This window comes from Flavobacterium sp. LC2016-23 (assembly GCF_009674775.1).
In the GTDB taxonomy this organism is placed as follows: domain Bacteria; phylum Bacteroidota; class Bacteroidia; order Flavobacteriales; family Flavobacteriaceae; genus Flavobacterium.
In genome coordinates this window covers 41527-55023 of the sequence record NZ_WKKE01000007.1, presented here as the reverse complement: position 1 = coordinate 55023, position 13497 = coordinate 41527, and the positions used below count along the sequence as shown (strand labels likewise).

Genomic DNA, 13497 nt, shown 5'->3' with positions numbered 1-13497 from the left:
AATTTCCGATTTACTAAGTGATTGAATATAACGAATTAACTACAATCAATTAACAAAATTATGAAAAAAAAATCAAAGAATACCGGGTTTTTATCCCGTGTGTTCCAAAATGACCTAAAATTGAAACTAACTACCCTACTTATTTTGGTCGCCATGTTTAATATCCGGGGGAATACCTATGCCCAAAAGACAAAAGTATCCTTAGAATTAAACAATTCAACAATCGAAAAGGTTATTGAGACCATCGAACAAAAAACAGACTTCAGATTTATTTACAAACTGAGCGATATCGATCTGGATCGCATAGTTACTATTTCGGTAAAAGATCAGCCGATTGATATTGTTTTGAATAAACTTTTTAAAGGAACTCCCACCGAATTTAAGGTTAGGGACACCCAGATTATCCTAAAAAAACCGGAACTTAAAACAGAGAAGGTACGATATGAAAAACAAACCGTTTCCGGAATCATTACCGATGAAAATGGCCTGCCTTTGCCTGGCGCAACTGTTTTTGAAGAAGGAACCAAAAATAGTTTTGTAACCGATTTTGACGGGAAATATCAGCTTACTGTTGAAAGCAGTGCTTCTGTAATCGTAGTTTCTTTTGTAGGCTACAAAGAAAAAAAGGTCACTGCGAGTCAGAAAGTCATTAATATTCAGCTTTTTCCTGACACTACAGATTTACAGGAAATAGTTGTGGTGGGGTACGGATCTACAGCCAAAAGAGATGTTACAGGAGCGGTTTCTTCGATCGCCTCAAAAGACATGAACCAGGGCGCAATTGTAAATCCATTACAACTGATTGCCGGAAAAGCAGCGGGAGTAAACATTACCCAGATCGGAAGTGAACCGGGTTCAGGACCAAGTGTACGTATTAGAGGAATCGGCTCTTTGAGTGGCGGAAATGATCCTTTGGTAGTCGTAGACGGAATTCAGGGAAATATGGATTTGTTAAATCAGGTTCCGCCAAGTGAAATAGAAAGTATCGATGTTTTAAAAGATGCTTCTGCTACTGCCGTTTACGGTTCAAGAGGAGCGCCCGGTGTCATCATTGTAACGACAAAAAAGAATAAAGCAGGAAAAACAACGATAGAATATATTGGTTCAACCTCACTGGATTTTATTCCGAGAAAACTGGATATGTTAGATGCCAGCCAATGGTGGGAAGTGGCTCAGTCCACAGGTACTCCGGCTTCTTCTAACCATGGCTCTAATACCGACTGGTATGGTCTTTTAACACAAACCGGGATCACACAAACGCACACGCTGGCCTTTGGTGGAGGAACGGACAAATTTAACTACAGAGCTTCTGTAACGGCTATTTTACAAGACGGTGTGGTCATTAATTCGAATAATAAAAAATATATAGGCCGTATTCAGGCCACTCAAATGGGTCTTAATGATAAATTAAAACTGACTTTTAATTTAACAAACGGTATTATTAATGGGAATAACAGCATTGGAGATATCGGAACTGCTGCCTACTCCTCAAATCTAATTACCAATGCTTATTTAATGAGACCAACAGATCCTGTCCTTAATCCTGACGGAAGTTACTTTACAGATCCAAATGTGTTTCAATATTTAAATCCTTATGCAGCGGCACAAACCGTTACGAATGAAAGACAGGAAGATAACTTATTTGGAAGCCTTAAAGCAGATCTGGATTTAGCGAAAGGTTTAACTGCCAGCTGGTTTGGAAGCTGGAGAAAAACAAATAACATGTATGGTTATTATCTTCCTGCTGCCTCCACAAATGCCTATGCAATTGATCAGAAAGGATATGCCAACATTAGAAATGAAAAGCAAAATGAAAGATTAACGAATGCCAGTCTTACCTATAAAAGAACCTTTGGCATTCACAGCATCAATGCATTAGCCTTATACGAATGGCAAAACCAAACTTATCAGGGAAATTATGCACAGGCAAAAGGTTTTATCAGTGACAAAACAACTTATAATTCTTTGCAGCTTGGTGATCTTTCGAAAGTTTCACCTAATGATATAACATCGTACAAAAATGACAGAACCTTAGTGTCATTTTTAGGGCGCATCAATTATTCTTTGCTGAATCGTTATTTATTTACGGGAAGTTTCAGACGAGATGGTTCGTCTGTATTTGGAATCAATAACAAATGGGGGGATTTTCCCTCTGCATCCGTAGCCTGGCAAATAAACAAGGAGTCTTTTATGGCGAACCAAACTTTATTTAATGAACTTAAATTGCGTGCAGGATATGGTGTTACAGGAAATCAGCAAGGACTTAGACCTCAAAACTCCATTGCGTTAGTAGGTCCAACGGGATTAACTTATTTTGGAGGTTCACAAATCAACAATTACAGTCCAAAACAAAATGCTAATCCTGATTTGCGATGGGAAACCAAAAAACAAACGAATATTGGTCTTGACTTTGGACTTTTAGACAACAGATTAAGAGGTACGGTAGATGTTTACGATTCCCGAACAGATGATTTATTATTTGATTACACACTGTCTCAGGTTAAGAACGACTATAATTATATTAAAGCTAACGTCGGAAGTATTTCAAATAAAGGTTTAGAGGTTTCTTTGGCGTATGATGTGATCCGAACAGAAAACAGCACACTTACACTAGGAGGAAATGTTTCCTTTATGAAAAATGAAGTCCTTAATTTAAGTGGCAGTTATAATGGTGAGTCTTTAACAACAGCTTATGTAGGCTGGGGAGCTGCAAACTCTTACCTGGTAAAAGGAAAACCGGTGGGAGCCTTTTATATCCTGCATTCTACAGGCGTAGACGGTAACAAAGCCGAAACTGTTGAAGATCGTGACGGAAGCGGAGGCGAAATCAATCAGAATGCCGACAGCCCGGACCGTTACTATGCAGGTTCAGCTTTACCAACGTATACATTTGCTTTTAGTCCGTCTTACCGCTATAAGAATTTTGATGCTTCTATGTTATGGAGAGGCTCAGGAGGAAATAAAATTTACAATGCCCTTGGCCAAAGGCTAAGCATGCTGGAGAACGTTGGTAAATCAAATGTTTTAGACAGTGCTGTTGACAAAGGAATTGTGACTTCTACCTACGGTTCTGATTTATGGTTAGAAGACGGTTCTTTCATCCGTCTGGATAATGTTACAGCAGGGTACAGTTTCCGTTTTACGGACAAATATTTTGAGTCGATCCGACTTTCTCTTACCGGGAATAATTTAGTCCTGATTACGGATTATACAGGTATGGATCCGGAATTGGATGTAAGCGGAAGCGGACAAAATTTTGGTGGTGACAAAGGGTTTTATCCCCGTACCAGAAGTATTGCATTTGGTTTAACTGTAAAATTTAAATAGTACAAGAAATGAAAATTAAAAATATATTGTTGGCAGGAAGTATCTCTTTCCTTGCCCTGTTTAGCTGTACTGATGTTAGTGAAACAGTATACGATCAATATCCTGCAGATGAGTTTTACGGAACTCCCGCAGGAACCAATAGTCTCCTTGCCAGTATTTATGCCCAGATTCCGGGAGAATTTACCAGAGATGGCTATACCGGTGTTGGCTATGCAGGAGCCGATAATGGCTGGTACGATATGAACTGTATGTCTTCTGACGAACAGGTGATTCCGCATCGAAATGATGGTAACTGGCAACAGGATTTTGCCCGTTTGCACAAACACGGCTGGCTGCCAAGCGAAGGTATTATCACCAACACCTGGAACTGGCTGTACAGATGTATTTTCAAAGCCAATTTAGCAATCGCCTTATTGGAAAAATCAAATGCAGACCCTTCAAAAATTGCCGAAGCTAAGGTAGCCCGTGCTTTTTTCTATTATCTTTTGATTGATGATTTCGGAGATGTTCCTTTTTATACCGACAACACTATTGCTTCCGATAAAATTCCACAGGCAAGCCGTAAAGAAGTCTATACTTTTATTGTAAAAGAACTGACCGAAAATGCGGAATTACTTTCGAATAACAAAGGTGGAGAATATTACGGAAGATTCAACAAATGGGCCGCATATACCGTACTGGCCAAAGTATATCTTAATGCGGAAGTGTATACCGGCGAAGCAAAATGGGCGGAGTGTTTAGCAGCCTGTAACAAAGTAAGCGAAGGCGGATTTACACTTCACTCCGGTGCTGCAGACGCAGGCAGCCCGCTTGGAAACAAGTATTACGAATTATTCGGGGATGTTTCGCCTCAGGATGAAACTATTTTATCTATTTACGCCACTATTGATGTTCTATCGCGTAATGTTTATGCCGTTAGAAGCCTGTATGGTGCTCATGGTATCACTGCACTGAAGTATAATGGTTGGAATGGTACTATCGTTCCTAAACAATTTTACCTGAAATATGACAATGCCGATATTCGTAAAAAACAGTTTTTAGCCGGTGAACAGCCAGGAGGTGTGAATTATACCTTAGATGTTCAGTCTATAGATCTTCCGGGAGCAGATCCGCAAGCCGGAGTGCGTAATGTTAAATTTTATCCGGCAGGGGCAAATACGGGAGGAGGAGCTTCTAATGATTTCCCAATCTACAGATACGCTGATATCCTCTTAATGATGGCAGAGTGTAATGTTCGTTTAGGCAATCCGGGAGCGGCAAAACCTTTTGTTGATATGATCAGGCAGCGTGCAGGCCTTACTGCGCTGGATGCAAATCCGACATTGGATAATATCTATGACGAAAGAGGCTTTGAATTAAACTGGGAAGGACACAGAAGACAGGATATGATTCGTTTTAATAAATTTTTATTACCTAACGAATTCAGAACAACAGCATCGCCTGCGTTCAGAAAATTGTTCCCAATTCCAACCGCTGCCATCAATGCAAACACAGCATTAAAACAAAATCCGGGTTACCCGCAATAAAAACAAACTATTATGAAAAAATATATAAATAAGTTATTCGTATTAGGCAGCTTGCTTTTTTTGGGTGCCTCCTGTGAAAGCGAATCTGCTCAGGTTACCACCTTAAAAACCGTTACTTTTCCAGGTACTCTTGTAGCTTCTTCCACCACATTGGTACTGACGGAAGATACCGCAGATGATTCTGTCGTGTTATTCTCATGGCCTGCAGTCCAGTTTCCTGTTGGTACAGCGGTTACCTATGCTTTACAAATTGATGTGATTTCGGATATTACCGGACCAACGGCCTGGCAAAAATCCAAACGGATCGAAGTGGGTGAAGATGTTTTGAGCAAAGCTATTCTTGGAAAAGATTTAAACCAGATCGCCACAGACTTTGGACTTCTGCCTGAGCTTGCCGGAAAATTAGTTGTGCGCGTAGAAGCGAGTCTGGATCATAAAGTGTATTCGGATCCTCTTACCTTAACCATTACTCCGTATGAAAGAAGTGTTGTTTTTGGCGAAATATACATGCCGGGAAGTTATCAGGGCTGGAGCATAGAAACCGCTGCTGCTTTAACCGCTATACAAAAAGGAGTTTATCAGGGTTACATGACACTTCCGGTTGGACAGGGGCGTGAATTCAAAATAAACAAGGAAAGAAACTGGGCTCAATTTTATGGTGCGGGAGAAACGAATTTCGACATGAAAAACATGAGTGATACCGATTTTCTGCTTCCTCAAGCCGGATCGTATCAGATGAAAGTAAATTTAAACACCCTAAAATGGACGGCTACTCCGTATGCCTGGGGAATTGTGGGTCCTGCATCAGCAACAGCTGAACAAACAGCAGGTGACGCCAACTACGGATGGAATCACTCGGTTCCGATGTCGTATGACCATCAAACCAAAACGTGGAAAATTACTGCCAATTTATTACCGGGAGCATTAAAATTCAGATTGAATGATGGCTGGACTATTAATTACGGCCCGGCAGATGCTGCAACAAATACGGTAAATCTGGATAACGGAGGAGCTTATGATATTGCAGAAGCCGGAACTTACGAAGTAACGTTCAAAATAGTGGAAACAGATCCGGCAACTACGGGTTATCCGGCCACTGCGATCTGTACCATCACAAAAAAATAATTAAAATTTAAATTAGTTTGGTTGAGCAGATTACCTGTCTTTCATTCGTGGAAGGCAGGTTAATTTAAAATGTTTTAAAACTTAAAAGCTATACCGGATTATTAAAAACTAAAAATGAAATTATGAAATCAAATATAAATATCTTCTACACCCTGCTAATTGCCCTGGCATTTATTTCGTGTAGTTCTTCGGATGACAATTCCACACCCCCTTCACCCTACACACAGTACGGTGCCGCCTTCGAAAAAATGCCGGACAAACAGGATGCCATCATTTATCAGGTGAATATACGCGCTTTCAGTCAGGCCGGAACTTTAAAAGGCGTTCAGGAAAGGCTTTCACAGATTCAGGAACTTGGCGCTAATGTGATTTATTTAATGCCCATTTACCCTGTTGGAAAAGTAAAAGCTTCAGGAGAACTGGGTTCCCCTTATGCGGTACAGGATTATAAAGCGGTTAATCCGGATTTTGGAACGTTACAGGATCTTCAGGTTTTGGTGGAAGAAGCGCATAAAAAAAACATGGCTGTTGTGCTGGACTGGGTTGCCAATCACACTGCCTGGGATAATCCGTGGATTACACAACACCCTAATTGGTACCAAAAGGATGGTGAAGGAAACATCATTATTCCACCAGGAACCAATTATACCGATGTTGCCCAGTTGGATTTCAATAATGCTGAAATGAAAGATGCCATGATCGACGCGATGTCGTACTGGATTTATAATGCAAACATTGATGGTTTCAGATGTGATTATGCCGATTTCGTAGCGCCGGGCTTCTGGACAGCTGCCATCACCAAATTACGAAGCATCAAAAAAAACCAAAAGATCTTAATGTTAGCGGAAGGTTCTAAAATAAGTCATTTCACTTCCGGTTTTGACTACACTTTTGGATTTAATTTTTTCAGTGCCTTAGAAAAAGTTTTCAAAGACAATCTGTCTGCGTCGACCTTACAAAATTCAAACGCTACTGAATATGCCAACATTTACACCACTGACAGCAAAGTGGTACGCTACACCAGCAATCATGATGTTAACCTTACCGACGGGACACCTTTGGAGCTTTTTGGCGGTAAAAAAGGATCTGTGGCGAGTTTTGTCGTAACAGCTTATCTAAAATCGGTTCCTATGATTTACAACGGACAGGAAATTGGCTATGCACAAAGATTGAATTATTTCGCCCGTACGCCTATTGACTGGTCTGCTGCAGATACTGATATGCTTGCCGAATACAAAAAGATTATTGCTTTCAGAAATAGCAGTAATGCGATAAAAAGAGGAACTTTTACAGGATACAGCAGCGATGCGGTAAGCGCCTTCACAATGGTAAAAGAAGCTGAAAAAGTTTTAGTCCTTTCTAACCTGACCAATTCTTCAGTGAAATATCTGGTAGCACCTGCATTAAAAGGTACATGGAAAGACGCTTTTTCAGGCGCAACCGTAACGCTTGACAGTGAAACAACCCTTTTACCGTATCAATATCTAATATTGAAAAATTAATACATACGCATTTCTAAAAAATACAATTAGATTTGCAAAAAACTAAATAAAATGAATTTTCAATCCAAAAAAGCATTGCCTGGCGTTTCTCTAAGCAAAACAGTTGTCTTATTTCTTTTTGTTTGTGCCAATGTCCTCTTGGTTCAGGCACAAGAGATAACTTCTCCGAATAAAAACCTTTCTTTAAAATTTGAATTAAAAGAAGGCGGAATTCCTTCCTATCAGTTATCCTATAAACAAAAACCAGTTATTAAACCAAGTTCTTTGGGATTAGAACTGCAGAATATGCCTTCGTTTCTGGATGGTTTTACCATTACAAATACAGCACAATCCTCGGTTGATGATACCTGGAATCCTGTTTTAGGGGAAGAAAAGACAATACGCAATAACTACAATGAACTGGTGGTAACTTTAGCCCAGACGAAAAATAACAACCGGTATATCCGCATCCGTTTCAGATTATTCAATGACGGATTAGGATTCAGATATGAATTTCTAAAGCAAAATGATCTGAATTATTTTGTGATTAAAGAAGAGCGTTCTGAATTTAACCTGGCCGGGAATCATAAAATTTTCTGGATTCCGGGCGATTATGATACCAATGAATATGCCTATACCACTTCGAAAATTTCTGAAATTCCGTCGTTGATGAAAAAGGCTACTATTGAGATCAACTCCCAATGGCCCATAAAAGAAGTATCGGTACAGACCCCGTCAATGATGAAATCTGATGATGGTTTATACATCAACATTCACGAAGCCGGTTTAATTAATTATCCTGCCATGTATCTTGAAGTGGATGCTGCAAATAATAAAATGCGCAGCCATTTAGCACCTGATGCCGTAGGAAATAAAGGCTACATTCAGACTGATGCGCAATCACCGTGGAGAACTATTGTAGTGAGCGATAAAGCAACTGAAATTTTGGCTTCAAAATTAATCCTGAACCTCAACGATCCAACCAGCTACAAAGATGTTTCCTGGATAAAACCGGTAAAATACATCGGAATCTGGTGGGAATATTTTGTTGCCGGAAAAAGCACCTGGGCTTTCGGAAAAGAAAACAACGTAAAACTGACAGATGATTTTTCGAAATTAACACCAAACGGAAAACACGGAGCCACCACAGAAAGAGCAAAAGAATATATTGATTTTGCTTCTAAAAACGGTTTCGATGCGATCCTGATCGAAGGATGGAATATTGGCTGGGAAGACTGGATCGGCAACTGGAAAGAAGAAGTTTTTGATTACGTAACCGCTTATCCGGATTTTGATGTGAAAGCCGTTCATGCGTATGCCGCTTCAAAAGGAGTGAAAATTATCATGCACCACGAAACTTCAGGATCGGCAACCAATTATGAGCGTCGCTTAGACCGTGCTTTTCAATTTATGAATGACAACGGTTACGATGCCGTAAAAACAGGTTATGTAGGTAAAATTATTCCGCGTGGCGAACACCATGACGGACAATGGATGGTGAATCATTATATCAATGTAGCCAAACGTGCTGCCGATTATAAAATTATGATCGACAGCCACGAAGCCGTTCGTCCAACGGGTTTGAACCGAACGTTTCCAAACTGGATCGCACAGGAATCTGCCCGCGGAACTGAGTTTGAATCTATGGGCGGATTAGCACCGGATCACACTACTATTTTGCCATTTACCCGCTTGATGGGAGGGCCAATGGATTATACTCCGGGTATTTTCCAAACTGATCTTTCGTATTACGGAACCGGAAGCACGCAGCGTGTCAATACTACTTTGGTGAAACAACTGGCCTATTATGTAACGATGTACAGTCCATTACAAATGGCTGCTGATATTCCGGGGAATTACGAGCGTTTTCCGGATGCTTTTCAGTTCATTAAAGATGTTGCCGTAGATTGGGACAACAGTTACATTCTGGAAGCTGAACCGGGAGATTACATTACTATTGCCCGTAAAGCAAAAGGAAAAGATGCCTGGTTTATTGGCGGAATTACAGATGAAAATGCCAGAACGGCCAACATAACATTTGATTATTTACCTGCTGGAAAAAAATTCATTGCCACCATTTACGCCGACGCAAAAGAAGCCAATTGGAAAGAGAAACCGCAAAGTTATACCGTCACTAAAGTTGTCGTAACCTCAAAGACAATTTTAAAACAATATCTGGCTCCGGGCGGAGGAGTTGCTGTCAGCATTAAGGAAGGGAATGCTGCAGAACTAAAAGGATTGAAAAAGATTTAATTCAAGGTTCCGAGACACTAAGTTTCTAAGTTTTTTGCTACGAATTTTTACGAATTCCACGAATTAAGGCTGCAGATTTAAATTTGTGCTGATTCGTGAAATTCGTGGCAGAATACCTATGTCCTTTTATGGACAAAAATCAAAAATTTTACTACTTGAAAACTATTAACCACAAAATGTTTGTCAAATTTAAAAACCAATGCAAGTGAGAATGAATTTTAGTTAGAGATGCTGACAAGCATACAAAAAAATTAAAATTATGAAAATCAACATTACCAATCGATTATTTCATATCACGAAAACACTAGTCTGTTTTCTATTATTATTTGCAAGTTCCGTGTATGCACAGGATCCTGCTCAGTACGGAACCCCTTACACAGGAGTACCGGACCCCAGAGATGCCAATATTTATCAGGTTCATATTCGTCCGCACAGTGCTTCGGGAACTTTAGCCGCAGTTACTTCCGATCTGGACCGAATTAAATCACTTGGTATCAATGTACTTTATTTAATGCCGATTTACCCTTACGGAACCGATTCAAGAAGTACAAATTCTCCGTATTGTATCAAAGACTTTAAAGCGGTAGGGGCCGAATACGGAACACTTACCGATATGCGTAATCTGGTCGACGCCGCTCATACCAAAGGTATGGCAGTAATGCTGGATATTGCCGTAAACGGAACTTCATGGGATCATCCGTGGACCATTTCCCATCCGGAATATTATCAAAGAACCGGAACAACGATTAATCAGCTGGCCAATTTTGGTGATATTGCAGCGCTGGACCTTAACAATAGTGGCCTGAGGGCTGCCATAAAAGATGCCATGCGTTACTGGATTTTTGCCGCAAATATCGATGGATACCGTTGTGATTTTGCCAACAATCCTCCTCTGGATTTCTGGACAGAAATTATCAGCAATTTAAGAGGTATCTCTTCCCATAACTTATTAATGCTTGCCGAAGGAGATCGCCTTCAAAACTTTCAGGCCGGATTTGATATGAATTTTGGCGACAAATGGTTTTATGATGCCTTGAAAAATGTAGCAGGCGGAGGTCCTGTTTCGACAAGATTCCAGACCACAAATGACATGGAATATACCTATGCAACAGGCAATCAGCAGGAAGTACGATGGACGGCAAATCATGACTCAGAAAATAATAGTGATACTGCTCCTTTTACCGTATTTAAAAGTAATGCCGGAGTCGTTGCCAATTTCTTAGTTTCAGGTTATATGAAAGGCGTTCCTTTTTTAACCAGCGGACAAGAAGTAGCCTTCAATCAGGTAATTCCGTGGCCGTATACAAGTGTAAAAATCAACTGGAGCAATACTGCAGCTACACCCGAATTTGCCAGGATACTTAACTTTAGAAATAGCAGTGCCGCCATCAGACGTGGTACCATGACTCCTTATGCGAGTGACGATATTTGTGCCTTTACAAAAACACTGGGAACAGAGAAAGTAATTGTAATGGCCAATCTTAGAAACGCCGGTAAAACATTTGTAATTCCGTCAGCAATGGCAGGAACCTATAAAGATGCTTATACCGGGGCTACAGTAACCTTGGTTTCCGGAGCTACACAATCTTTTAATGCTTTTCAGTATATTGTTCTAACCAATACAAATGTGGCGGCTGTAGCTGTAACAGGAGTTTCGGTTAGTCCGGCAACGGCGACTGTTGGTTTAGGATCTACACAACAACTTAATGCTACTATTGCTCCGGCAAATGCAACCAACCAAAATGTAACCTGGACATCAAGCAATACAGCCGTAGCAACCGTAAATGCATCCGGCTTGGTTTCAGCAGTTTCAGCAGGTACAACCACTATTACGGTTAAAACCGTTGACGGAAACAAAACAGCCACTTCAGCGATAACAGTTGCGACAATTCCGGTGGCTTCCGTAAGTGTTTCGCCAACGACTGCGAGTTTATATGCCGGAAACACACAACAGCTGTCGGCAGCGATTGCTCCTGCCAATGCAACGAACAAAACGGTAACCTGGAGTTCCAGTAATACCGCAGTGGCAACCGTAAATGCAGCAGGTCTTGTGACAGCAGTTGCTGCAGGAACAGCCAATATTACGGCAACCACGCAGGACGGAAATAAAACGGCAATTGCAGCAATTACTGTAAATGCGAACACCAATTTCACGGTTTATTTCTATAAGCCATCAACCTGGGGAACCGGAATCAAAATTTATTATTGGAGTGCTTTGCCAACAGGAATTTTGGCTGACGCATCATGGCCGGGCGTAAACATGACCGATGCCGGAAATGGCTGGTACAGTTATACGTTCACCTATGTAACTTCGACTAATTTAATTTTCAATGACGGAACAAGTCAATCTGCCGATTTAAGCCGAAATAAAACCGGCTGGTACATGAACACTACCTGGTACGATTCTAATCCGGGAACAGTTGTAGCGGTTACAGGAGTAACAGTAGCGCCAACAACAGCTACTTTACTAATTGGTGCCACGCAACAAGTAACACCAACAGTTTCACCTGCAACAGCAACGAATAAAGCCGTTAGTTATAGTTCAGGCAATACAGCTGTAGCAACAGTTAATGCTTCCGGTTTAATAACTGCCGTAGCTGCAGGATCTGCAACCATTACGGTAACAACTCAGGATGGTGCTAAAACAGCAACCTGCGCGGTAACGGTAAATGCATCAAATGTGGCGGTGACAAGTGTGAGTCTTAGTCCAACAACCCTTTCATTAGCCGTTGGCGGAACACAACAGCTTACACCAACTGTTCTTCCTGCAAATGCAACAAATAAAAATGTTACGTACAGTTCAAACAATACGGCTGTGGCAACGGTAAATACAAACGGATTAGTAACGGCTGTGGCAAACGGGACGGCAACGATAACGGTAACGACTGTCAGCGGAAACAAAACAAGCACAGCTGCTGTTACGGTTTCAACTCCAACAGGAACGTATTACACCATAAAAAACAGATGGACAGGCGCTTATTTATCGGATGCCGGAACAAATGTAGGGTATGGGGCAACCGCTTCCAACAACAGTTACAAATGGCAGAAAATTGCGATCGATGCCACTTATTTTGTATTGAAAAATGTAGCAACAGGAGAATTAATTAATATTGAAGGGCAGACCGGAAGTGTACAGTGCAACATTACGGACACCACTTTTTGGAGTGCGCAATGGTCTTCTGATTATATTGACGGAACCTGGACCAGAATTAGAAACAGATGGCAATCCGGAAACATTATTCATGTGGAAAATCAAACCGGATCGGCTCAATATGGTAATTCACAAGATGGCTGGTACAGTGCACAATGGCAGCTTGAAAGTACGTCTGCTTCAAAAATGGCTCTGAATACCAAAGAAGATGTTGAGGTAGAAAATGCAGTAATTACGATTTATCCAAATCCTTCTACAGACAATCAATTTCAGGTTGTATTACCGGAATTAGAGAGTGGAGATGTGGCTGCAATTACCGTTTCTGATATGAACGGAAGAACGGTACTAACGGAAAAACTTGCTGCTTCAGGGCAAATCAATCATCATTTGGCTTCGGGAATTTATATTGTAAGTATTAATTCTAAAAATTCAAATGTGACTAAAAAACTGATCGTTAAATAGTTCTCTTTAGATTTGAAAAGTAAATGCCGTATGAAAACTTCATACGGCATTTTTTATTTATTCTTTCAAAGGAACGTCAATAGAACTACTAAACCTCTTTTTTAGCCCCGATAGGACTGAAAATCCTTTTGTGCTGGGGTTCAGCACAAAAGATTGAAAGGGATAGCGGGAC

6 protein-coding genes are annotated in these 13497 nt (G+C 40.7%); all 6 read left to right on the top strand.

Going from position 1 to position 13497, the window contains the following annotated elements; all coding sequences use genetic code 11:
- Positions 1-60: 60 nt before the first annotated feature.
- The 6 genes from GJU43_RS07455 to GJU43_RS23065 all read left to right on the top strand — a co-directional run bounded on the left by GJU43_RS07455 (position 61) and on the right by GJU43_RS23065 (position 13325).
- Positions 61-3327 carry a TonB-dependent receptor gene (locus tag GJU43_RS07455; protein ID WP_154340158.1) on the top strand — a complete coding sequence of 1089 codons (3267 nt, stop codon included), beginning with the start codon at positions 61-63 and terminating at the stop codon, positions 3325-3327.
- An 8-nt stretch (positions 3328-3335) separates the two neighbouring features.
- Positions 3336-4853, top strand: coding sequence for a RagB/SusD family nutrient uptake outer membrane protein (locus tag GJU43_RS07450; protein WP_154340157.1), 1518 nt, complete (start codon positions 3336-3338; stop codon positions 4851-4853).
- A 12-nt stretch (positions 4854-4865) separates the two neighbouring features.
- Positions 4866-5978 carry a SusE domain-containing protein gene (locus GJU43_RS07445; RefSeq protein ID WP_154340156.1) on the top strand — a complete coding sequence of 371 codons (1113 nt, stop codon included), beginning with the start codon at positions 4866-4868 and terminating at the stop codon, positions 5976-5978.
- A gap of 122 nt (positions 5979-6100) precedes the next feature.
- Positions 6101-7480, top strand: a complete 1380-nt coding sequence (locus tag GJU43_RS07440; protein ID WP_154340155.1) for an alpha-amylase family glycosyl hydrolase — start codon at positions 6101-6103, stop codon at positions 7478-7480.
- Between the two features lie 51 nt (positions 7481-7531).
- On the top strand, positions 7532-9712 hold the full coding sequence (locus GJU43_RS07435; protein ID WP_229655021.1) for a glycoside hydrolase family 97 protein: 2181 nt from the start codon (positions 7532-7534) through the stop codon (positions 9710-9712).
- Between the two features lie 259 nt (positions 9713-9971).
- The gene (locus tag GJU43_RS23065; RefSeq protein ID WP_229655020.1) at positions 9972-13325 is read left to right on the top strand and encodes an Ig-like domain-containing protein; all 3354 of its coding nucleotides are present in this window, start codon (positions 9972-9974) and stop codon (positions 13323-13325) included.
- Positions 13326-13497: the final 172 nt, after the last annotated feature.

Coding starts and splice junctions, on each gene's coding strand:
- GJU43_RS07455 (WP_154340158.1), top strand. CDS start 61: ATGAAAAAAAAATCAAAGAATACCGGGTTTTTATCCCGTGTGTTCCAA.
- GJU43_RS07445 (WP_154340156.1), top strand. CDS start 4,866: ATGAAAAAATATATAAATAAGTTATTCGTATTAGGCAGCTTGCTTTTT.
- GJU43_RS07435 (WP_229655021.1), top strand. CDS start 7,532: ATGAATTTTCAATCCAAAAAAGCATTGCCTGGCGTTTCTCTAAGCAAA.
- GJU43_RS07450 (WP_154340157.1), top strand. CDS start 3,336: ATGAAAATTAAAAATATATTGTTGGCAGGAAGTATCTCTTTCCTTGCC.
- GJU43_RS23065 (WP_229655020.1), top strand. CDS start 9,972: ATGAAAATCAACATTACCAATCGATTATTTCATATCACGAAAACACTA.
- GJU43_RS07440 (WP_154340155.1), top strand. CDS start 6,101: ATGAAATCAAATATAAATATCTTCTACACCCTGCTAATTGCCCTGGCA.